This is a genomic window from Eubacterium sp. An11 (assembly GCF_002161065.1).
Lineage (GTDB): Bacteria > Bacillota > Clostridia > Lachnospirales > Lachnospiraceae > Anaerobutyricum > Anaerobutyricum faecale.
Genome location: NZ_NFLV01000006.1, coordinates 1 through 21,135, shown reverse-complemented (window position 1 = coordinate 21,135; position 21,135 = coordinate 1). Strand labels below are relative to the sequence as shown.

Here is a 21,135-nt window from a genome sequence, read left to right as displayed (position 1 = left end):
TGTATAAATTTTCATCCGCTGGCAAAGCTATAGCCAGAGGTGATGATATGAAAAAACCAAATAAATTCTTAAACAAGAAATCCATTTCAAGTTTGGTGATTGCAGCATTTTTGATCTTATCTGTTCTGACTGCCTATAATATACGGTTTGGAAATAACGGGCCGGATACGGCGGAGACGGAAGTGGAAGAGACCATCGGAAATAACGATGATGTCATCAGCTCCGGAGATGCCCGCACGGGGGATGAACAGGATGTCCGTGACAGGAATGTCGCAGGAGAAAACAATGAGGAGAACGACGGAGACGACACGGAAAGTGAAGGAAAAACAGAAGAGGATGAAAGTAAGGACAGGAGCGGCCGGGATGCCGCCGATCAGGAAGACGAGGGCCGCAGTTCCGACGATACATCAGAGGAGGAAGACGAGCAGAAAGCTGACCTCAGTCATTTCAGTTACGATGGAAGCACCAGGATGCCATGGCCGGTAATGGGAAATATCATTCTTCCATACAGCATGGATACCACAGTGTATTACACCACGCTCGACCAGTATGCCTGCAACGATGGGATTTTGATCGGAGCAAAAAAGGGACAGGAAGTGACCGCTGTTGCCGATGGAAGAATCGTCAATATCGCGGAATCCGATCGTTACGGAACGACGGTGACCATAGTGATCGGGGAATATTATGAGGTTTCCTATTCGCAGGTGGAAAATGTAAACTTTGAAATCGGTGATGAAGTGGAAGAAGGAGATGTGATCGCCACCGTGGCGGAGCCGACTAGATCCTTCACCCTGGAAGGGCCTCATCTTTTCTTTAAAATGACCTACAAAGGCGAACCGGTGAATCCGACAGACTATCTGGAAGCGTGAAGATGTGCGTAAAGTTCAGGTACGTTACCGGGATGAACCCATGGAACTGCCGGATGTTTCCGCGGAACCTCCGGATAATTTCTGCATAAAATAAATAAGGCGTAAAAACCTGTGAAAAATACAGCCGGATTTATGATACAATTGCAGAAACGCTTTTTTGAATGATTCCTCAGATAATATACAAGAAATCTCCGGCTGATAAGATAGGGAGGACCGGCAGCGGTTCTCCCGGAAAGAAAACGATGGAGAAACGCGGAAAGGAATACAAATGCAGTATACTTACATAGTAGAATGTCGTGACGGCACCCTTTATACCGGGTGGACGACAGATCTCGAGAAAAGAATAAAGGCACATAACACGGGAAAAGGTGCGAAATACACCAGAAACAGGGCCCCTGTACGTCTTGTATACTATGAGGAATACGAGACAAAGCAGGAGGCCCTGAAACGAGAATATGCCATCAAGCAGCTGTCGAGACAACAGAAACTGGAACTGATCCACAGCAGGCAGAGAGAAACCGGCTCCGCTTCAGGACAACATTCCTGAAAAATCGGAGCCGGTTCCGGCAATAAATGACTAAGGATGTAAATGTATTTACAACTGCTGGCACAGATATGAATGCGTCTGCACTCACATCTGTGCGCAGGGAGTAAGCTTACAGCATGTAAACATACATGAAAATGAAATGACAGAAACTGCCGCCCATCACAAACAGATGGAAAATCTCATGGCTGCCGAAATTTGCAGGCAGCTTATCAAATACAGGCAGCTTCAGTCCGTAAAGGACGCCGCCGATGGTGTAAATGATGCCTCCTGCGAGAAGCCATCCAAAGGCTGCGGTAGGAAGAGCAGCGACCAGCGGCTTGAATACCAGCACACAGGTCCAGCCCATGGCAATATAAATGACGGAACTAACCCAGTGCGGGCAGTTAATGATAAATATCTTAAGTCCGATGCCGATCACCGCGGTGGCCCATACCAGAATCAAAAGAGGGATTCCGGAGCTCTTCGGAAGAGCCAGCAGGCATACCGGCGTGTAGGAGCCGGCGATCAGGACAAATATCATAGCGTGGTCAATTCGGCGGAACAGCAGATTCACCTTGGTGGAAATATCCAGAGAGTGATACAGGCTGCTGGCTCCGTAAAGAAGGATCATGCTTCCGATGAAAACTGCCATGGACAATACGGCGGTGCCGCTGTTGCTCTGGGCAGCCTTGAAAATCAGCGGGAAGGAGCAGATCACGGCGCCTCCCATAGCGATCAGATGTGTAATTGCGCTTCCAGGATCTTTTAAACGTGTATTCATAAAAAATACCTCCTTTAAAAAAAGATACTATTGTTTTCTTCCCGGCTGTGTTATGATGGATATCAGTAAACAGCCAACGCACCGCGCTCCTGATCAACAGATGCTGTCGGGAAGTATATCTGATGCGGGAAGATATAATAACATGCAAATATTATATGATGTAGTTTTAAAAACTATGTATCAAGTGTTTAAATACTATCACATTAAAAACAAAAATGCAACCCCTGGTTTTACGTATATTTTCGGAAAGAGAGCCGTCGATTCGTACATAAATGACAGCAAGGGCACCGGCGGCGGAAGAATAAGGAGAATTTTATGAGAATTGGATTGGCACAGATGGATATTCTCTGGGAAAATGTACAGAAGAATATGGAAAAGGCGGAGAATTTTATAGAAAAAGCAAAAGAACATGAGGTGGAACTGTTGATTTTTCCGGAGATGAGTCTCACGGGGTTTTCCATGAATGTGGAGAAAACCACGGCTGACTGGCAGGAGCAGGTGCGCTTTTTCCGGGAGAAGAGCCGGGACAGCGGAATCACCCTGGTATTCGGGTATCCGGTGCCGGTGAAAGAAGAAGAGCTGCAGCGGCATCCCCAGTGGAAACGATACCAGAACCGGCTGGCGGTGGCGGAGAATGGGGAGATCCGTATGAGTTACGCAAAGATCCATCCGTTCACCTTCGGACAGGAAGGAGACTATTTCCAGGGCGGAGAAGAGATTGTGTGCATGAACTGGAAAGATACCGTTCTTGGCGGGTTCATCTGCTATGATCTCCGGTTTCCGGAAATCTTTCAGATCAGCTCAGCCCAGAGCGAAGTCCTTGTGATCATCGCCAACTGGCCGACTGCCAGAATTGATGACTGGGACTGCCTGCTGAAAGCCAGAGCCATCGAGAACCAGGCCTTTGTGGCGGGAGTCAACCGGGTGGGAGAAGGCGGAGGCATCGCCTACAACGGTCATTCCGTGCTGTACAGCCCGCGGGGCAGGCGGCTGACACATTTTTCTGAGGAAGAGAGCCTTTTGATCGGGGACATTGATCCCCTGCAGGTACAGAAATGCCGGGAGGTATTCCCTCTTAAGAAGGATCGCCGGGATGATATATATCGGAAAGAATCCCTCTTTACTGTTTGACTTTCCGGGAAGCCTGTGGTATCTTGTATCAGGTAGAATTTACATATGAACGGATTATGGAGTCCGGAGTGTCCGGGCTCTATTTTTGTGCTATTAGAAAGAGAGACAGATATGGAATCATTACAATTTATGGATTTGAACATTAAACCGCAGATTTTAAAGGCCATTACCCATATGGGTTTTGAGGAGATGACGCCGATTCAGGCAAGAGCCATTCCGGTGGAGCTTTCCGGGGCGGACGTGATCGGCCAGGCCCAGACCGGTACAGGAAAAACCGCGGCGTTTGCCATTCCGATTCTGGAAAAGATCAACCCGAAGCTGAAAAAACCGCAGGCTATGGTCATCTGTCCCACCAGAGAGCTTGCCATTCAGGTGGCGGATGAGATTCGAAAACTGGCAAAATATATGCCGTCCGTAAAAGTGCTCCCTATCTATGGCGGTCAGGAGATATCCAAGCAGATCCGCTCCCTGAAAACAGGCGTGCAGGTCATCATCGGAACCCCGGGCCGGATCATGGATCATATGCGCAGAAAGACTGTAAAGTTTGATGAGATCTGCACGGTGGTCCTGGATGAGGCCGATGAGATGCTGGATATGGGATTCCGTGAAGACATTGAGACCATATTGAGTGAAATCCGCGAAGACAGACAGACATTGCTGTTTTCTGCCACCATGCCGCGGCCGATCCTGGAGCTCACCAGAAAATATCAGCGGCATCCTCAGGCGATCAAAGTGGTAAGAAAGGAACTGACAGTTCCGAATATCACCCAGTATTATTATGAAGTTCGTCCGAAGAATAAGAGCGAGGTCCTCTCCCGTCTGCTGGACATTTATGATCCAAAGCTTTCCGTGGTATTCTGTAATACCAAAAAGGGAGTTGACGAGCTGGTGCAGGATCTGCAGGGCAGAGGATATTTCGCGGAAGGTCTCCACGGTGATATGAAACAGACCATGCGTGACAGAGTCATGCGCAGCTTCCGGAACGGAAAGACGGAGATCCTTGTGGCCACAGACGTGGCAGCCCGGGGTATTGACGTGGACGACGTGGATGCGGTATTTAATTATGACCTGCCGCAGGACGATGAATATTATGTACACCGGATCGGACGAACCGGGCGCGCCGGCAAAGCGGGCATGGCGTTCAGCTTCGTGGTGGGCCGTGAAGTATACAAACTGCGGGAGATCAAGAAGTACTGCCGGGCCAAGATCAAGGCGCAGCCGATCCCTTCTTTAAATGATGTGACCGAGACCCGGGTGGAAAAAATCTTTGAAAGACTGGATTCTTATATTGAAGACCAGGACTTAAAGCGTTATATTAATATGATAGAGGCTTTCGTTAATGAGAAAGATTATACAGCAATGGACGTGGCAGCTGCATTTCTTGCAGAGATTCTGGGAAATGCCGAGGCGAGAAGCACACAGGAGAATGAAGATTTCGGAGATACCGGGGCAGAAGAAGGCATGGTGCGTCTCTTCATCAATATTGGAAAGAAACAGGGAATCCGGCCGGGCGATATTCTCGGAGCCATTGCAGGCGAATCGGGAATTCCGGGTAATCTGGTGGGCACCATTGATCTGTATGACAAGTATACCTTTGTGGAGGTGCCGAGGGAGGTTGCTTCCGACGTACTGGATGCCATGAAAAATGTAAAGATCAAAGGGAAGTCCATTAATGTGGAGCCGGCAAACCGAAAATAGTGTTGTGCGACTCAGCAAAAAGAAAGATGAATTGAGGGGACGATCATGGGAATGTTTCAGAATCTGTCATTATCAGAGAAGGTCCAGTTACACATCCAGAGAACGAAGCCGATTTTGAATCAGCAGGCGCTCTTTACGGATGGAGGGCCTAACTTTGTGGAGCCGATGGAACCAGAGGCAGGAGATACGGTGAGAATTCGTTTCCGGACTGCAAGAGATAATGTGGAGCATGTGTATTTCTGCACCGAAAAAGAACGGACGGAAATGCAGATTGCTTCTCACGACAGGCTTTTTGATTTCTATGAGATAGAGATCACCATGGGAGAAGAAGTGCTCGTGTACTATTTTGAGATACACGCGGGCGGTAAAACCTGTTTTTTCAATAAAAAGGGACCGACAAAGGAACTGGAGCCGTTTTTTAATTACAGGGTGACGCCGGGATTCTCCACACCGGACTGGGCGAAAGGAGCCATTTTCTATCAGATTTACGTGGATCGTTTTGCCAACGGGGATCCGACCAATGATGTGCTGGACAGAGAGTACATTTATATCGGAGAACCGGTGACCCGGGTGAGAGACTGGAATAAGTATCCGGCGCAGATGGGTGTCCGGGAGTTTTACGGCGGCGATCTGCAGGGAGTCCTTGATCATTTGGATTATCTGCAGGATCTGGGAGTGGATGTGCTGTATCTGAATCCGATCTTTGTATCTCCGTCCAATCATAAATATGATATCCAGGATTATGATTATGTGGATCCTCATTTTACAAAAATCGTGGTGGACGAGGGCGAGGTCCTGCCGGAAGGAGCCTTTAACAATATTCAGGCTGCCAAATATATTTCCAGAGTGACGGACAAGAGGAATCTGGAGGCCAGCAACGCGTTTTTTGCGAAGTTTGTGGAAGAGGTTCATAAAAGAGGCATGAAGGTGATCCTTGACGGCGTGTTTAACCATTGTGGATCTTTCAATAAATGGATGGATGCGGAGAGGCTCTATGAGAACCAGTACGGTTATGAGAAGGGCGCTTACGTGGATAAGAACAGCCCGTATCACAATTACTTTAAGTTCTATAATGAAGATGAATGGCCGTACAATGAGGAGTACGACGGCTGGTGGGGACACCGGACACTGCCCAAGTTAAATTATGAAGGCTCCCGTCAGCTGTATGATTACATTTTAAATATCGGACGAAAATGGGTCTCTCCGCCATATAATGCAGACGGATGGCGCCTGGACGTTGCTGCCGATCTGGGGTACAGCGAGGAAATGAACCACCAGTTCTGGAGAGATTTCCGTAAGGCGGTCAAGGAGGCCAATCCGAACGCCATTATTCTGGCGGAACAGTATGCGGATCCCGGCGACTGGCTGGAAGGCGACCAGTGGGATACGGTGATGAATTATAATGCCTTTATGGAACCGGTTACCTGGTTTTTTACGGGGATGGAGAAGCACAGCGACGAGAAGAGGAGCGACCTTCTTGGCAATACACAGGCGTTCCTGGATTCGATGATCTATCATATGTCCCGGTTCCAGTATCCATCGGTGCTGGTGGCCATGAATGAGCTGTCCAACCATGATCATTCCCGTTTTCTCACAAGGACCAATCAGACGGTGGGAAGAACAGAATCCCTGGGCCCGGAGGCTGCCGACCACAATGTCAATAAGGCTGTCATGCGTGCGGCGGTGATGCTGCAGATGACCTGGCCGGGAGCGCCGACTCTGTATTACGGGGATGAAGCCGGAGTGACCGGATGGACGGACCCGGATAACCGGAGAACCTATCCGTGGGGACGGGAAGATCAGGCGCTCATCGAGTATCACCGGCAGATGATACGGATTCATAAAGAGCATCAGGCATTGATCACCGGTTCTCTCAAATATCTGCAGGGAGCCTATAAAGTGATCTGCTACGGACGGTTTACAGAGCAGGAGAAAATGGTCATCCTCATCAACGGAGGTTTTGACGAGGCGAAGGTCCGGGTGCCTGTATGGGAAGTGGGCATCACGGAACAGGAGGATCTGCAGCGGCTGATCATGAGCAGCGAGTCGGGCTTCACACTGGAGCCGGAAGTCTGTCCGGTACGGGGCGGCGTTCTGGAAATTACCCTCCCTGCCACATCAGCGATTCTTCTCAAAGCGATTTTCAGAAAAACTGCTTGATTTTTGTGTGCATATCCGTTATAATAAAGAACTGTCAGATATGTTAATTGCATATTGAATGGGTGGATTCCCGAGTGGCCAAAGGGGACAGACTGTAAATCTGCTGCAAATTGCTTCGGTGGTTCGAATCCACCTCCGCCCATTGCCTGAAAGACACGGTATTTATTGCCGTGTCTTTTTTCGTGCACTGAATATAGTGTGTTATAACGCCAATTATTGATAAAGTTTTTCAATAAGAGAAAAAATATGGAAATACTCAGAATATAGAGTTAAAATAAGAAGAAAATTAGAAAACAGGGAGGATTGTCAAATGGAAAAACATAAATTCTGGGCGTGGGCTCTTATTTTTTGTTTGTTTATGACAATGTATACCGGGTATAAGCACAAATAGGAGGAACTTGCATGTTAAATTGTTTAAAATGTTTATCAAAAATTGACGGAAAGAAAACGGGAATTTTCGCGGCGGGCGTGTTGTTTGGAACTGCCGGAATCAAGATTTTGTCCAGCAGGGAAGCAAAGAAAGTATACACGAACTGTACTGCGGCGGCGCTCCGCGCGAAAGAATGTATTATGAATACCGCATCCACCATTCAGGAAAATGCGGAAGACATTTATGCGGAAGCCCAGCAGATGAATGAAGAGCGGGCTGCCGGGGAAGAAGAAGAGGTAGTGGAGACCGCTGAGGAAGAAGATTCCCATGAAGTTTAAGATCAAACATGAAATCCGGGGAAGGATCCGTCTGCAGAGTTGTCAGAAAAAGCTGTCCTGCGAACAGGCGGATGCGCTTCAGTATTATTTGAGTCTGAAAGAACCCGTGGAGTCTGTGGATGTGCAGGAACGCACCGGCAATATCGTGATCCGGTATACGGGAGAGCGGGACAACATCCTCCGGATGCTCAGAGAGTTCCGCCCGGCCGATGTGAAAGTGCCGGAAGAATGCCGTCAAAGCAGCAGCCGCAGACTGAATCAGGAGTACTGGGATAAATTGATTAACCGGATCGTTCTCTATTACGGAAGCCGGCTGTTTATTCCTTATCCTCTGCGGGCGATTCTCACGGCGGTGAAATCCATAAAATATATCAAACACGGCCTTGGGACCCTGGCAAAGGGGAAGATAGAAGTGCCTGTGCTGGACGGCACGGCCATCGCCATCTCCATGGTCCGTGGCAATATCAATACGGCCTCTTCCATTATGTTTCTGCTGGGAGTCGGAGAGATCCTCGAGGAATGGACTCATAAGAAATCGGTGGATGATCTGGCCAGCAGTATGTCCTTAAACATCAGCAAAGTATGGCTGGTGCGCGATGGACAGGAGGTGCTGGTGCCGGTGCATGAGATTCAGGAAGGAGATCTGGTCCGGGTACATATGGGAAATGTGATCCCTTTTGACGGTACGGTGACAGAGGGCGAAGCCATGGTCAATCAGGCCTCCCTCACCGGTGAAGCACTACCGGTCCACAAATGCGGGGACGGCTACGTCTACGCCGGCACGGTGGTGGAAGAAGGGGAAATCACGCTGCGGGTAAAAGAAATCAACGGTTCCAGCCGTTTTGAAAAAATCGTCACCATGATTGAAGAATCCGAGCGGCTGAAGTCCACGCTGGAAAGTAAGGCAGAACATCTGGCGGACAAACTGGTGCCATACACTCTGCTGGGAACCGGACTGACGTACTTGCTGACCAGAAATACCACAAAAGCACTTTCCGTGCTTATGGTGGACTTCTCCTGTGCGCTGAAACTGGCCATGCCGATTTCTGTGCTGTCCGCCATCCGGGAGGCCAGCGGCTACAAGATCACAGTCAAGGGAGGCAAATCCATGGAAGCTGTGGCGGAAGCGAATACCATCGTCTTTGATAAGACCGGAACCCTTACCAAGGCGCGGCCGACGGTGGTGGACGTGGTATCCTTCAACGGCGAGGAGGAGGACGAGCTGCTCCGGACAGCCGCCTGTCTGGAGGAACATTTTCCACATTCCATGGCGAAAGCCGTGGTACAGGCGGCCATGGACAAGGGCCTTGTCCATGAGGAACTTCATTCCAAAGTGGAATATATCATTGCCCATGGCATTTCCTCAAAGATTGATGATAAGAAAGTGATCATCGGCAGTTATCATTTTGTTTTTGAGGATGAAAAATGTATGATACCGGAGGGGATGGAAGAAACATTCCGGCAGCTGCCGGATGAGTATTCTCATCTTTATATGGCCATGGAAGGAAAACTGGCCGCTGTCATCTGCATTGAAGATCCTCTGCGGGAGGAAGCGGCGGATGTCATAAGACAGTTAAAAGAAATCGGAATCGAAAAGGTGGTCATGATGACCGGAGACAGTGAGAGGACCGCCAGATCCATCGCTGCCCGGGTGGGCGTGGACGAGTACTATTCTGAAGTGCTGCCGGAAGACAAGGCCGGATTCATTGAGAAAGAGAAAAAGGCCGGCCGGAAAGTCATCATGATCGGTGACGGCATCAATGATTCGCCGGCGCTCTCAGCTGCAGATGTGGGCATTGCCATCAGCGACGGTGCGGAGATTGCCAGAGAGATTGCCGATATCACCATCGGAGAAGATGATCTGCAGGAGATCGTCACATTAAAAGCCATCAGCAACTGTCTGATGAGGAGGATCCAGAATAACTACAGGGCTATCATGGGCTTCAATGCCGGGCTTATTGTTCTGGGGGTTCTGGGAGTTCTGCCGCCGACGGTATCTGCGCTTCTTCATAATACGTCGACTCTGTGCATCAGCCTGAATGGTATGAGAAATCTTCTGCCGGAAGAGAAAACAGAGGCGTGACAGGGGGCCGGCTGGTATGACAAGAGATCAGACAGAATCGCTTGCCGCCAGCCTGGCGTCCTTTTTTAGCGTAAAAATAAAAAAACATAATTCGTCATATTTTGGAATGTTTCGCTTTTCTTTTTCGGGGAAATATACTACAATAGTCCAAAAGCAAACGGAGAATTATAATAAAGAAGGTATGATGAATTATGGGCAGAAGACAGGAAAGAAAGCAGGAGAAAAAAAGACAGAGAAAAAAACGGGGACTGCTGGGAATATCCGTTCTGGCAGTACTCTGCGCAGGTTATCTGCTGACCTGTTCCATGACAGAAAAAAATACGATTCTGGACGGAGTGCAGATAAACGGGACGGAAGTCGGAGGCCTGACAGTGGAGCAGGCGGCGGACCGGGTACAGACCGCCTTTGAAGAAGAGTACGGGGAAGCGGTTCTCACGGTGAACGCCAGCGGAGCGGACTATCAGGTGGGGATGTATCCCTGCCTTTCCATAGATGCGGAAGGAGCCGCCGGGAAGGCGATGGATTACGGCCATGGCAGTTTCCTGACGAGAGGAGCGGCGCTCCTGAAAAGTAAAGTGTTTGGTCAGGATTTTGTACAGAATCCACAGGTAGGCGATGAAGCTGCGCTGTCGGACAGCATCGATGCCTCTGGTTTGTCTTCTATCAATACGACGGTGCAGACCACTTATGAGGTGACGGGAGATTCACTGGTGCTTCACAAAGGAAAGACCGGTGTCTCCGTGGATAAGGAGAAGCTGACGGAGGAGATCAGGGATGCCGTGGCGAAGGCGGATTTTGACACGGTGATCGAGAGCCCGATGCTTACGGGGCAGGTGGAAGGCACAGATATTCAGGCTATTTATGATGAGATCCACACAAAGAAGTCCAACGCCACTTTGGACCCGGACCACGATTATAAGATCGTGAAATCTGTCAAGGGTATCAGTTTTGATGTGGACAGCGCCAGGGCATCTTTTGACGCGGCTGCGGAAGGCGAAGACGTAGTTGTGCCGCTAAAAGTAAAGAAGCCGAAGATCACAACCAGGAAGCTGAAGAAGCATTTATTTAAAGATAAGCTGGGAAGCTGTACCACCAGCGTGGGAGGCTCCGGCGCCAGGATATCCAATGTGAAGCTGGCGGCAGAGACGCTGAACGGCATCATCCTGCTGCCGGGCGAGACATTTTCTTATAATGACGCCCTGGGAGAGAGAACCACCGAGCGGGGATATCAGGCGGCGCCGGCCTATTCCAACGGAGAATCGGTGCAGGAGATCGGCGGAGGTATCTGCCAGGTATCTTCGACGCTTTATAAGGCAACTTTATTGTCCAATCTGAAGATCGTGGAGCATCACAACCATTCCTACGTGTCGTCCTATATCGGTATCGGCATGGACGCCACTGTGTCCTGGGGAGGACCGGATTATCAGTTTAAAAATGATACCGATTATCCGATTAAGATTAAGGCGTCTTATTCGGACGGCGAAGTGACATGTGCCATCTATGGCGCCAAGCTGGATGACACCCATGTGGAGATGACGGCGGAGACCCTCCAGGTAAATTCCTGCGGCACAGTATATCAGGATGATCCGGACATGGACGCGGGCACCAGCACAGTGGTTTCCTCCGGTCATGACGGATATGTGGTTCAGACCTACCGGAATATTTACGATGGCAGCGGTAAAAAGATTTCCACTAAGAAAGAGGCTTACTGCGTATACCGCAAAAAGGACCGGGTAGTCCGGGTCGGAACAAAGGAGGCTGCTCCGGCGGAAGATACAGCTGCGGCTGATGAAACCACCGGCAGTGCTCCGGCGGCCGGGGACGCCACGGGAATTACAGAATAATTGTTGAAACGCCGCTGTGCGGAAGCCGACGGTACAACGGATGTATCAGAGTGATAAAAGCGGCCGTGCCTCACAGGCTCCATTTTGCACGATACGTGCTGATTGGAAGGGAAAGAAACTCCCCATATCCGATGGTCATAGGGGAAAATGTTGCTGTCCCCTGTGGCGATTTGCACAAATGCGTTTGACTGAAAAACATTTTCTTATGTATTTCCGGCAAAAATTTATCGCAACCGTCTGTTGAAAAAAAGGGACAGGGAGTTTACAATAAAAGAAGGATAAATTACACTGGGTTGATTTACATTTCATTTATAGTAAATGAAAAAACGGGATGCAACATACTTTTGGAGGTTCAGAGAATGTTAACCAAAATGATTGAAACATTGAAGAAGAATCCTCGTACGATTGTCTTTACAGAGGGAACTGACAACAGAATCCTTGATGCGGCTGACAAGCTGACTGCAGAGGGCATTCTGGGCGTCATCCTCCTCGGAACAGAGGAAGAGGTGAAGGCAGCAGCCAAGGCAGGCAATTATAACATTGAGAAGTGTTCTATTATTGATCCGGCCGGCTATCCGGAGATGGATGCCATGGTTGCTGAGATGGTCAAGCTTCGTAAAGGCAAGATGACAGAGGAACAGTGCCGGAAAGCATTGTCCCAGAGCAATTACTTTGGAACGATGCTGGTGAAGATGGGTAAGGCTGACTGTCTTCTGGGCGGAGCAACTTACTCCACCGCAGATACTGTACGTCCGGCTCTGCAGCTGATTAAGACGAAACCAGGCAACAAGATTGTGAGCTCCTGCTTTATTCTCGTTCGTGGAGACGAGAAGATCGCCATGGGAGACTGTGCGATTAACATTGATCCTTCTGAAGATGATCTGGTTGAAATCGCAATCGAATCTGCAAAGACCGCAAAGGTCTTCGGTATTGACCCTAAAGTGGCTATGCTGTCTTACTCCACACTGGGTTCCGGCAAGGGACCTTCTGTGACAAAGGTAGCCAACGCAACAAAGAAGATTAAAGAAGCTGCACCTGATCTGGCAGTGGAAGGCGAGATTCAGTTTGATGCCTCCGTATCACCGGATGTGGCAAGCATCAAGTGCCCGGGTTCACCGGTTGCCGGACAGGCGAATACCTTTATTTTCCCTGATATTAACGCAGGAAATATCGGTTACAAGATCGCCTCCCGTCTGGGCGGCTATACAGCAGTCGGCCCTGTACTGCAGGGACTGAATGCTCCGATCAATGATCTGAGCCGTGGATGTACCGCTGAGGAAGTATACAGCATGTCCATCGTTACGGCTGCGCTCAGTGTTCCGGAGGAACAGGAAGAGGTTAACGAGGCGGATCTGGAAGCCATCGTCCGCACAGTTGTTGCCACTTTCATTGCAGCGAAAAAGTTAAAGAAATAATCACATATCGAAGTATGTGGACAGGGAAACCAGAATGGGCGGCGTATGATGTTGTGTCATGCGCCGCTTTTTTTATTTCATAGGAATTGCATGCCTATGAAATAAAAAACGTTCCGCGAGGATCGCACTGCGGGATTCTTTCTTGTTTACGATTTACAGGCAGGGGAAATAGGAAATCATGAAGAAAATATTATTGATCAATGCCTGTGCCAGACCGGAATCAAGGACGTACCGGCTGGCGCAGTATGTACTGGAACAATTGAAACTGGCCGGTGGAAAAGAAGGCCCGGAAACAGGAGAAGGAATACAGCCGGGAGCTGAAAAGACATGGCCGGAAGCAGAAGCCGAAAAGATAGAGGTAGAAGAAGTGAAGCTGTATGAGGAGAAACAGCTTCTGCCTCTGGATAAGGAAAGACTGGAGGAGAGGAACAGCTGTATTGCCGCGGGAGATTTCTCGCCGGATCTGTTCCGTTACGCCAGGCAGTTTGCGGAGGCCGATGAGATCATCATAGCGGCACCATACTGGGATCTGCTCTTCCCGGCGGTGCTCCGGACATATTTTGAGATGGTCACTGTCACCGGAGTCACCTTTTATTACACGCCGGAAGGCATACCAAAAGGCCTTTGCAAGGCATCCAGAATCCTCTATGTCATGACTGCCGGCGGACCGGTGGGAGATTATAATTTCGGTTTTGATTATGTGAAAGCGCTGGCCCATACTTTCTATGGCATACCGGAGACTATCTGCGTCAAAGCGGAGAATCTGGATATCGTGGGAGCTGACCCGGAAAAGATTTTGCAGGAAACCATGGATACAGTTACGCTGGGATAATTACACCGGGATAATTGTGCCGGAATATTATATCAAAATGATTACGCCGGGATAAAATTGTACTGTGATGAAAATAAATCTCCAGGGGGGATGATTATGAGGGATTTCAGGAAAGAATATATGGAGAAACTCAGGACGCCGGAGGAAGCTGTGCAGGTGATCAAGAGCGGAGACTGGGTGGATTACACCAGTTCTCTGGGCAAGCCGGTGCTTTTGGACCGGGCGCTGGCAAAGAGAAGGGATGAGCTTTATGATGTGAAGATCCGGGGCAATCTGATCTCCGGACCCATCGAGGTGGCCGAATGTGACGAGAGCCAGGAACATTTCATCTATCATACATGGCACTGTTCTGCTTACGAAAGAAAGCTCTGCGACCGGGGACTCTGTTATTTTATCCCCATGGTGTTTCATAATAATGCGGCTTATTATAAATATTTTCTCAATGTCAATGTGGTCATGGTCAGTGTGGCGCCCATGGACCGTCACGGGTATTTCAATTATTCAGTAAACACGGGAGTGGCTGCGCCCATTGCGCAGAATGCGGATATCGTGATCGTAGAAGTGAATGAGTACATGCCGAAAATCCACGGAGGCTATGATGAGTGTGTGCATATCTCCGAGGTGGACTACATTGTGGAGGGAAAACACGAGCCCTTTCCGGCAAGTCCCCGGTATGAACCGACGGAGGTGGACCGGCAGATCGCATCCAACTTGCTGCCGTATATCTGCGACGGCGCCACGCTGCAGCTGGGGGTGGGCAGTATGCCAAATGCCCTGGGAGAGATTCTTGCCGAATCGGATCTGAAGGATCTCGGCATGCATACAGAGCTTTGTACCGATGCGTTTCTTCATCTGTACCGTGCGGGAAAACTCACCAACAAACGAAAGACCATTGACAAGGGAAAAGGTGTCTTCGGCGTCGCCATCGGCGGCCCGGATCTGTATGAATGGCTGGACGACAATCCCGGTGTGGCGGCGTATCCGCTGGAGTATGTCAACCGTCCCGATGTCATTGCGCAAATTGACAATATGGTATCCATCAATAGTTGTGTAGCGGTGGACATTTACGGACAGGTATCTTCGGAGAGCTTTGGTTCCAGGCAGATCAGCGGGACCGGCGGACAGCTGGATTTCCTCATCGGAGCCTCTTCCGCCAAAGGCGGCAAAGCTTTTATATGCATGAGCTCCACTTACAAAGACAAAAACGGCGGCCTGCATTCCCGGGTGCTGCCTCAGTTTAACGGCGATATCATTACTTCCCCGAGAAGTCAGGTGTATTTTCTGGCCACGGAATTCGGCGTCATCAACATGGAGGGACTCTCCACCTGGGAGCGGGCGGAGGGACTCATTTCCATCGCTCATCCGGATTTTCGGGATGGTCTTATCAAGGAAGCGGAAAAGAGAAAAATCTGGCGCCGGTCCAATCGGAGAGGCTGAGAGGAAGAGCCGGAAGAAGAAATTTGTGTACAAAAAAGACGGCTGGCCGGATCCTTTGAACATTGGAAAAAATCATAGATAAAATTAATTCTTCTCCCATATTGAAAATATTAGATGGGAGATATCTGCGGGAATCGGAGGATCTCCCCGGGGATTCCGGCAGATATTTTCTCAAAGTTTCATAAATGGATAAAAAAACTAAAAAAGGATAAAATAGAAACGGGCGGCTGTATCGGGCAGCTGGAAGACATTTCTCAGAAGAAAAAGCAGGAAAATCATTCAGAAAAGAAAAATGGAAAGCGGGCACTGGGTATACAGTGTCCGCATTTGGCAAAAGAGATGTCAAAAATAAAGCCCAAAGTGCAATAACTAAAAATGAAAATAAACATCTGCTATGGTATAATTTAATAGAATAAAGTACTTCCCTGACTGAAAGATTTATTATTTTGAATGTGATCTTTTAACAATAAGATGGAGGTTAATATTAGTGGGAGGGATGCGTTATGAACATTGGTATTTTGGAATATGACAAGGAGATAGCGTATCAACTGACAGAAGTTATTAACGAGAATTGCCCCCATATACAGGTTAAGGTTTGGGAGCAGGGCAGCAGTTTAAAAGAGGATATCAGCAGCGGAGGGTTGTACAAGATTCTGTTCCTGTCTCTGGAGAAGAATCCCATGGAGATTATCGAGTACTCCAGAAGACTTCAGGATCTTCATCCTGATGTGAAGATTATCTATATCACTGAGCTTAATGACACTGTTTTTGAAGTATTTCATTCCACTCCGACATATATACTGTCAAGGCCTCTGAATATTGGACATGTAAAAAAAGCACTGGATAAGGCGCTGCATGAGCTGAGCCTTTCCAAAGAGAAGAATTTTACAATTATCAATAAGCAGGGAATATACACCATACCGTATACGAAGATATATTATGTGGAGAGTGACAAAAGAAAGCTGAATATTTATGGAGAGGAAGGTCTCGTAAAGACCATCAATCTCAAGATATCGGATTTCCTCAAGTATGAGCACGGGGTTTATTTTCTTCAGTGCCATAAAAGCTATGCAGTGAATCTGATGCACATATCGCAGCTGGAAAAGTATGAGATTGTCCTCGAAAATGGAATGAAGCTTCCAATCAGTCAATCCAGATATATGGATACCAAGTCGCAGTACATGGATTATCTGGAGAACGAATAAAAGAGACAGCCGTCCCGGCAGCAATCGGGGCGGCTGTTTCTTTATTTCATAGGAAATTGCATTCCTATGAAATAAAAAACGCTCTGCGAGGATCGCACTGCGGCGGATAGGAAGATGTCGCTTTCGCGACCCGCCGCAGGCGGAGAATCCTGCTTTGCAGGATTCTTTCTTATGACAAAATGCTTCCTGCGACGGCAGGCAGGATAGATGTATGGACTATAAAAATTTCTTGAACAAATAATTGGCATGTGCTATATTTTATGGCAGTGAGGCGTTCGGAAAGTTACCCCTGGGGTACGGCAGAGCCGTATGGTAGCTTTCGGGACGCATTTTTTGTGTAAGAAAAGAATTCTGCCGGAATCTTGACTGTATAAAAATCTTCAGAAAAAATCATTACAAGACCGGCTGACAGAGAGGAGAGGCACATGAAAAATAAAGGAGCAACAGAAAATGTAATGAAAAGTCTGCTGGCGTTTACACTGCCCCTGATCATGAGCGGAATGTTCCAGCAGCTCTTTAACTGGGTGGACGCCTTCATCGTGGGAAATGTGGAGGGAGAGCTGGCTCTGGCCGGTATCGGAGCGACCACCTCTCTTTACAATTTATTCGTGACGGTGATCACAGGATTTACTTCCGGACTGGCGGTTCTCGCCGCCCAATATTACGGCAGGAAAGAAAAGAGAAAAATCACCGGAATTCTTGCTGCCTATGCCGTACTGCTGGGGGTGCTGTTTGCCCTTATCGCTCTGGGAGGAATTCTCTTCAGCAAGAACATCCTGCTTCTACTCAACACACCGGAAAACATTTTTGCCAGCGCGGAAGGATACCTCCGCATCCTGCTCATAGGCATCCCCTTTCTGGCCATCTATAACACCTACTCCGCCGTTCTGCGGGGAATCGGCAACAGCCGGGCGCCTTTCCTGGCGGTGCTGGTCTCCTCCGGCGTCAATGTGATCCTGGACCTGCTCTTTGTGGCCGACCTGCGTATGGGAGCGCCGGGCGCCGCCGCAGCCACCGTAATATCTCAGGCCGCCATGATGATTTTTGTCATCTTCTATGTCGTGAAAAATTACCCGTTGCTGCGGTTTCGCCTCTTTTCATCCGTGACGGAAAATGGAAAGCACCGGCACAAAGGACTCATAGGGCAGGGAGCCAAATTCGGCTGTCCTCCGGCCATCCAGTCCGGTGTCAGCTCTGTGGGCAGCGTATTCCTCCAGCACTTTATGAATGGCTTCGGAGAGCAGACGGTGGCAGCCATCACCACCGCTTACCGGGTGGATACGGTTATCTTCCTCCCTATCATAAACCTGGGCTCCGGCATCGCCACCCTGGTGGCGCAAAACATCGGCGCCGGCGACAGAACACGCGCCGGAAAGGTATTTCGGATGGGTCTTATTATAATGACAGTGGTCTCCCTGGGCCTGACTCTGGTGGTTCTTCTGGCCGGCAGTCATCTCATCGCCCTGTTCGGCCTGACCGATGACTCCGTATCCATCGGCAAAAACTTCTTTTATTCCATCGCCGGCTTCTACGTCATCTACGGACTCAGCATGGCCGTCCGCGGCTTCCTGGAAGGAACCGGCGACATGCTTTTCTCCGGTGTGGCCGGCATCCTGGCCCTGCTGGTCCGGATTCTCGGTTCCTATGCTCTGAAACCGGTATTTGGCAACATGGTCGTGGCTTATGCGGAAGCCTTCTCCTGGATATTCCTGCTGGCAATCCTTCTGCTGCGATACTTATGGAAACGCAAATCCGGAAATCCAGACTGCAGAAGCACTTGTTAATTGCTTTATCAGGAAAAACATACCTTCTGTCGGAAAATGACAAAAAAGGAAGAAATATGTGATACAATGCGGAATAAGAGACAATGGTCTCTGAAGAAGCAGCAAAATATTGCAAAATGCTGTTCCAAACCAGGAATAGCTGAGGAGGCGAAAAATGGACGAAACAAGACATTCCGACATTTACGCCAGAGAAACCGACAGCCGCATCCGGCATCGGGAATTTTTACTGCAGGGAGTGGAAGACCTCACCCTGCTCGACGACACATTTATGAGGATTGCCCTCAACGACATCGAGGCCTGCCAGCATGTCATTCGAATCCTAATGGATGATCCATCCATTGAGATCGTGGAAGTGAGGAGCCAGTACCGGATATCAAAACTGGTGTCCAAAGATGCCGTGCTGGACATCCTGGCAGAAGATACGCAGGGACGGGTCTACAACCTGGAGATCCAGAGAAAGACAACCCTCGACCACGCCCGGCGCACCCGGCGGTACAACGCCATGGTGGACGCCGAGTATCTGGAGAAAGGAAAAGAATACAACGAGATGCCGGAGGTGTATGTGATCTACATCAGTGAAACAGACATCTGGAAGACCCGGCAGACAGAATCCCCGGTGGAGAAACATTTCAAAGGACAGATGACAGAATATGACGATGGCCAGCATACCATATATATCAATGCAGCCATCAACGACGGCTCACCAAAAGCCGCCTTAATGCAGTACTTTAAAACCTGTGACCCGGACGACATGAGCCAGGGAGCCCTGTCCCGCCGGGTACGCTACCTGAAACGAGAAAAAGGAGGAATCGAGGAAATGTGTGAATATTCAGAGAGAATCTTTAATGGTGGAAGAGAAGAAGGATTGCGCGAGGGCCGTCGGGAAGGTCGATGGGAAGAACGCCAGGCGATGATACATTTAATGAGAGCACAGGGAATTGATGAAGAGACGATAGAGAAGATACTGGAGAATTTGAAGGAAGAAGAAGCAGTTTCGGTATAAAGATTCGACGTGAATATATCTGGCGGTACGTGAGCTAAGAGTCAGGGAGCCCTGCCCCGCTGGGTACACTATCTGAAACGGGAAAAGGAGGAATTGAGGAAATGTGTGAATATTCAGAGAGAATCTTTAATGCTGGAAAAGAGGAGGGACGCCGGGAAGAACGCCAGGCGATGATAGATGTAATGAAAGTACAAGGGATTGATAAAGAGGCGATAGAGAAAATACTGGAGAATTTGAAGGAAGAAGAGACAGTTTAGGTATAACTGTCTGAAAAGAAAAAATTGTGCTGGAGTGCTTTAGAAAAAAATTTCTTCAAAGCAGTCAAGATTTCAAAAATGCTGTTTCAAAGGAGGAACAGCTAAGGAGGCGAAAAATGGACGAAACAAGATATTCAGACATTTACGCCAGAGAAACCGACAGCCGCATCCGGCATCGGGAATTTTTACTGCAGGGAGTGGAAAAATTGACCCTGCTCAATGACACATTTATGAAGATAGCCCTCAACGATATTGAGGCCTGCCAGTACGTCATCCGTATCTTGATGGATGATCCCGCCATTGAGATAGTGGAAGTGAGGAGCCAGTACCGGATATCAAAACTGGTGTCAAAAGATGCCGTGCTGGACATCCTGGCAGAAGATACGCAAGGACGGGTCTACAACCTGGAAATCCAGAGAAAGACAACCCTCGACCATGCCCGGCGCACCCGGCGGTACAACGCTATGGTGGACGCCGAGTATCTGGAGAAAGGAAAAGAATACAGCGAGATGCCAGAGGTGTACGTCATCTATATCAGCGAAACGGACATCTGGAAGACGTGGATGACGGAATCCCCGGTGGAAAAATATTTAAAAGGACAACTGACAGAATATAACGATGGCCAGCATACTATATACATCAACGCGGCCATCAACGACGGCTCACCAAAGGCCGCTTTAATGCAATATTTTAAGACCTGTGACCCGGATGACATGAGCCAGGGAGCCCTGTCTCGCCGGGTACATTACCTGAAACGGGAAGAAGGAGGAATCGAGGAAATGTGTGAATATTCAGAGAGAATCTTTAATGGTGGAAGAGAAGAAGAACGTCGTGCTATGATACGTTCAATGAAAAAACAGGGGATTGATGAGGAGACTATAAAGAAGATACTGGAGAATTTGCAGGAAGAAGAGATAGTTTCGGTATAAAATAAAAAAGAAATAATACATAATATGTGACACAGGACGTCCTGAAAGTAATCCATAAGATATGGAAATGCTTTCAGGGCGTTTTTTTATTTCATAGGAAATTGTATTCCTATGAAATAAAAAACGCTCCGCGAGGATCGCACTGCGGCAGATAGGAAGATGCCGCTTTCGCGACCCGCCGCAGGCGGAAAATCCTGCTTTGCAGGATTCTTTCTTATGTCCGCAAACAGTAATTTTCTCCCTTCCAGTCATCTCTGCAAGTGTGAGTTTATAATTATAAAGAAAATTAAGAAAAATTTAAGAAAAAAATTCTGAAAATAGAGTAGTTGTAATGCTTTTTGTCACGGGGGGGGTTAAAATTTCATTAATAATTCTGAAAATATCATAAATGGAAAGGGGTTTTGAGATGTGAAGGCAGGAGGATATAAAGAACAGACTTTTCTCATCAAAGTGCTGAACGATCAGCACGGCAC

General features: G+C 48.6%; 18 protein-coding genes and 1 tRNA gene. 18 read left to right on the top strand and 1 reads right to left on the bottom strand.

Annotated elements, in window-relative coordinates; genetic code table 11:
- Window positions 1–47: 47 nt before the first annotated feature.
- Together B5E53_RS06505 and B5E53_RS06500 are read left to right on the top strand one after the other, a co-directional pair.
- Window positions 48–869, top strand: coding sequence for a M23 family metallopeptidase (locus B5E53_RS06505; protein WP_162611813.1), 822 nt, complete (start codon window positions 48–50; stop codon window positions 867–869).
- A 268-nt stretch (window positions 870–1,137) separates the two neighbouring features.
- Complete coding sequence (locus B5E53_RS06500) at window positions 1,138–1,416, top strand: GIY-YIG nuclease family protein (protein ID WP_087313330.1); 279 nt, start codon at window positions 1,138–1,140, stop codon at window positions 1,414–1,416.
- Between the two features lie 109 nt (window positions 1,417–1,525).
- Here B5E53_RS06500 and B5E53_RS06495 read toward each other — a convergent pair whose 3' ends face one another.
- Entirely contained in the window at window positions 1,526–2,176 is a 651-nt protein-coding gene (locus B5E53_RS06495; protein WP_087313328.1) for a hemolysin III family protein, read from the bottom strand.
- Between the two features lie 52 nt (window positions 2,177–2,228).
- On the opposite strand from B5E53_RS06495, the gene B5E53_RS19125 reads away from it, so the two are divergent.
- The 16 genes from B5E53_RS19125 (at window position 2,229) to B5E53_RS06415 (ending at window position 20,662) form a co-directional block, all read left to right on the top strand.
- Window positions 2,229–2,495, top strand: a complete 267-nt coding sequence (locus B5E53_RS19125) for a hypothetical protein (RefSeq protein ID WP_162611812.1) — start codon at window positions 2,229–2,231, stop codon at window positions 2,493–2,495.
- The gene (locus tag B5E53_RS06490) at window positions 2,492–3,307 is read left to right on the top strand and encodes a nitrilase-related carbon-nitrogen hydrolase (RefSeq protein WP_087313326.1); all 816 of its coding nucleotides are present in this window, start codon (window positions 2,492–2,494) and stop codon (window positions 3,305–3,307) included. The genes B5E53_RS19125 and B5E53_RS06490 overlap by 4 nt, the downstream gene beginning before the upstream one ends.
- Before the next feature lie 111 nt (window positions 3,308–3,418).
- Window positions 3,419–5,005, top strand: a complete 1,587-nt coding sequence (locus tag B5E53_RS06485) for a DEAD/DEAH box helicase (RefSeq protein ID WP_087313630.1) — start codon at window positions 3,419–3,421, stop codon at window positions 5,003–5,005.
- A 45-nt stretch (window positions 5,006–5,050) separates the two neighbouring features.
- Window positions 5,051–7,165, top strand: a complete 2,115-nt coding sequence (locus B5E53_RS06480; RefSeq protein ID WP_343215606.1) for a glycoside hydrolase family 13 protein — start codon at window positions 5,051–5,053, stop codon at window positions 7,163–7,165.
- A 60-nt stretch (window positions 7,166–7,225) separates the two neighbouring features.
- Window positions 7,226–7,307, top strand: a tRNA-Tyr gene (locus tag B5E53_RS06475).
- Between the two features lie 260 nt (window positions 7,308–7,567).
- A complete protein-coding gene (locus tag B5E53_RS06470) occupies window positions 7,568–7,873 on the top strand; it encodes a DUF6110 family protein (protein ID WP_087313324.1) in 306 nt (101 codons plus the stop codon).
- The gene (locus B5E53_RS06465; RefSeq protein WP_087313322.1) at window positions 7,863–9,956 is read left to right on the top strand and encodes a heavy metal translocating P-type ATPase; all 2,094 of its coding nucleotides are present in this window, start codon (window positions 7,863–7,865) and stop codon (window positions 9,954–9,956) included. The genes B5E53_RS06470 and B5E53_RS06465 overlap by 11 nt, the downstream gene beginning before the upstream one ends.
- A gap of 191 nt (window positions 9,957–10,147) precedes the next feature.
- Window positions 10,148–11,800, top strand: coding sequence for a VanW family protein (locus B5E53_RS06460; RefSeq protein ID WP_087313320.1), 1,653 nt, complete (start codon window positions 10,148–10,150; stop codon window positions 11,798–11,800).
- Between the two features lie 359 nt (window positions 11,801–12,159).
- Entirely contained in the window at window positions 12,160–13,215 is a 1,056-nt protein-coding gene (gene pta / locus B5E53_RS06455; RefSeq protein ID WP_087313318.1) for a phosphate acetyltransferase, read from the top strand.
- Window positions 13,216–13,393: 178 nt separating this feature from the next.
- Complete coding sequence (locus B5E53_RS06450; protein WP_087313316.1) at window positions 13,394–14,047, top strand: NAD(P)H-dependent oxidoreductase; 654 nt, start codon at window positions 13,394–13,396, stop codon at window positions 14,045–14,047.
- Between the two features lie 96 nt (window positions 14,048–14,143).
- The gene (locus tag B5E53_RS06445; protein ID WP_087313314.1) at window positions 14,144–15,484 is read left to right on the top strand and encodes an acetyl-CoA hydrolase/transferase C-terminal domain-containing protein; all 1,341 of its coding nucleotides are present in this window, start codon (window positions 14,144–14,146) and stop codon (window positions 15,482–15,484) included.
- A gap of 503 nt (window positions 15,485–15,987) precedes the next feature.
- A complete protein-coding gene (locus B5E53_RS06435) occupies window positions 15,988–16,689 on the top strand; it encodes a LytTR family transcriptional regulator DNA-binding domain-containing protein (RefSeq protein WP_087313310.1) in 702 nt (233 codons plus the stop codon).
- A 425-nt stretch (window positions 16,690–17,114) separates the two neighbouring features.
- Window positions 17,115–18,473, top strand: a complete 1,359-nt coding sequence (locus B5E53_RS06425; RefSeq protein WP_087313308.1) for an MATE family efflux transporter — start codon at window positions 17,115–17,117, stop codon at window positions 18,471–18,473.
- Between the two features lie 154 nt (window positions 18,474–18,627).
- On the top strand, window positions 18,628–19,476 hold the full coding sequence (locus B5E53_RS06420; RefSeq protein ID WP_087313306.1) for a PD-(D/E)XK nuclease family transposase: 849 nt from the start codon (window positions 18,628–18,630) through the stop codon (window positions 19,474–19,476).
- Between the two features lie 101 nt (window positions 19,477–19,577).
- Window positions 19,578–19,733 (top strand): hypothetical protein, encoded by a 156-nt coding sequence (locus B5E53_RS19120; RefSeq protein ID WP_162611811.1) that lies wholly within the window; start codon window positions 19,578–19,580, stop codon window positions 19,731–19,733.
- A gap of 116 nt (window positions 19,734–19,849) precedes the next feature.
- On the top strand, window positions 19,850–20,662 hold the full coding sequence (locus B5E53_RS06415) for a PD-(D/E)XK nuclease family transposase (protein WP_087313304.1): 813 nt from the start codon (window positions 19,850–19,852) through the stop codon (window positions 20,660–20,662).
- Window positions 20,663–21,135 lie beyond the last annotated feature (473 nt).